This window comes from Clostridioides sp. ZZV15-6598, from assembly GCF_020657705.1.
Taxonomy (GTDB): Bacteria; Bacillota; Clostridia; order Peptostreptococcales; family Peptostreptococcaceae; genus Clostridioides; species Clostridioides difficile_F.
Window position 1 is genome coordinate 1 of record NZ_JAGWCS010000244.1, and the last position, 2,482, is coordinate 2,482.

The following is a 2,482-nucleotide window of genomic DNA, read 5'->3' on the forward strand; positions in this document are numbered from 1 at the left end:
ATTATATATAAGCTTATACTTATTTCTTAAATTATCATGTAATGCTTTATAAAACTCTTCTTGCATTGGATTTAAGTATACTTGTTTTCTACTTTTTAAATCATATAAACTCGCTACAATAGGTGACCTTACTTTATAAAGTGTTATATTATTAAAATTTTTCTTTGAATCTTCTTCTATATCTGAAACTTTAAACTCTATATTATATAATTTAAATACTTTACATTTAATAAAACCTTTTATAATATTATTCAATATATCATCATATCCACTTAAAATTAATTTGATTTTTGTTTGGGAATTTAAATGTATTCCCTCTTTTGAATACTTAGCATTTTCAAACATAATTGTATAATTAAATAATTTAAATACTTTCTTATCCACCTTATAGCCTTCATTATGAAGGCTTAGTGCTTTTCTTTTGTCATTAACTTCTATAGCCTCATATATCCTTTTCATTAGCTCATACTGGTAATTGTAATCTAATACAACTTTATTATCCACTGTGAGTATCAAATGTCTTCTCACTAAATGCATTTAATTACTCCCCCTTTTTTCCAGTTCCATAAAAAAATATTCTGTTGCTCATCTTCATCATAATATTTACCATATTCAAACTCGTCATTTTCTCTTACCATTGAAGAATATATATCATAATAACCTTTTTTTTCATTATATTCAGTCAATGTATTTATTCTTTTTATCATTCCATCTCCAATGTTAATATCTGTATATTGGTTATATCCAATAGCTTTTTTATCTATTAGATTTACTTCAATTTCACTTAAAGATAATACCTTCGCTAAACAATTAGTCTTACCTAAGCATAGTGGCTCATTAAATTCTATATTTTTATCTATATTTGTATATATGATAAGTTTAGGATTAATTAGGTATTCAATCGGACATACATCAGTTTGAAATCTATCATTATCTGTCAATGTTTTTACATTTGGATTGATTTCTTTATATATAGTTTGCAAATCTTTAAATGTACCATTATGATATATTACATATCCTAATATAAAATCATCTATCTCTTCACCATATATATTTTTTAATATTCCGACAACTGTTGATATTGGTGGAATTTCATATGTTCTTTGTATCTTGCTATGCATAGGAATTTTAAAGTGAGCCATATCTCCAATTATTTCGATTTTATTTAATATCATTTTATCTCCTCAAATATTTAGTTAAAATACTCCATTTTATTTATAAAATTAGACATTCATTTATAAAAACCTTTAATTTTTACCATTATTTTCCTAAAAATAACAAATATATAATTTAATTAGATTATTCTAGTGAATTTTCTAAAACCTTTGCATCTACCTTAAATACTTAACTTATAAAGGTAGTTGTTATAATATAGCAACTACCTTTTACTAATAAACTTTTTGATTTTTTATATCAGTATTTGTTGTTAATTAATTTAGAATATATACTTTATACATCTCTGCTACACATAAGCATTATTTACTATCTTTTATAATTTTCTTCAACTTATCTATACTCAAAACATTATCTTTTTTCCTGTGAATCATTCTGTGACAATTTGAACATATTGGTACCAAATCTGTTTTAGGATTTATATTACTTTCTTTTCCAACAGAACTTAATGGTCTAATATGATGAATTTCTATGTATCCCTTACCTCTGTTTCCATATGTTTTTTCGAAATCAAACCCACATACAACACACTTTGTACCATGATATTTTATTGCCTCTATTCTATTCTTAGGATTACGCTCATATTGCTTTCCATAAACATATTTAACTTTTCCTTCTTTTCTAATTTCAGTTTCTAATTCTATATTAATAGTATCAATGTCTAAAGGATTATCTTGACTTATTTCCTCTAATACATCATCTTCTATTTCAGAAGTAAAAATGAATTCTATATCAAAATTATTACTATCAAGTTTTAAAAATCTTATTTTAGGTAAATTTATATTTTCTTCTATTTTCCCTTCTAAGAATTTCTCATAACACTTAGGAAATATATTTCTTAGTAAATCTCTAAACTTAGATTTCCAAATTATTCTACTTCTTGGATTTTCTAATTTATCCATTTCTATAACTGCACTATAACAATCATCATTATATCTAAAATTCACATTTTTCTTTTCATTCTTGCCTAAATTATTTATCTCAAAAAAATGTCTTATTTCTATTGGAACCCCTGTCCCATTATGTTTTAATGTAGATTTATCAATTGTTTTTAAAGCTATTTTTTCGTCTAATAACTCCCAAGAATCAACTATTATAGGATACTCATTTATATTTTTATTTTCTAAAAGTAGATTAATAATTTGCTTGAAATGTATCTCATCTTCTTTAAGCACTTCAATTGCTTTATCTATTGTGTATCCTCTAAAAATACCTTTATGATTTTTATTTATTCCTAAATGATGCAATATACCCATTGATTGATAACCTTTACTTTGTTTTGATGATAAATTCAGTATCTCTTCATCTA

Annotated in this window: 3 protein-coding genes; all 3 read right to left on the reverse strand. The window is 24.0% G+C overall.

Annotated elements, in window-relative coordinates; genetic code table 11:
- Positions 1–537: CRISPR-associated endoribonuclease Cas6 (locus KGF50_RS21145; protein ID WP_227849885.1), on the reverse strand; the 537-nt coding region annotated here is incomplete at its 3' end.
- Positions 528–1,175: a CRISPR-associated protein Cas5 gene (gene cas5, locus KGF50_RS21150; RefSeq protein ID WP_103929421.1), complete on the reverse strand. Its 648-nt coding sequence runs from the start codon at positions 1,173–1,175 to the stop codon at positions 528–530. The genes cas5 and KGF50_RS21145, both read right to left, overlap by 10 nt.
- 300 nt (positions 1,176–1,475) lie before the next feature.
- A partial coding sequence (locus KGF50_RS21155; protein ID WP_227849886.1) for an HNH endonuclease occupies positions 1,476–2,482 on the reverse strand: 1,007 nt, incomplete at its 5' end.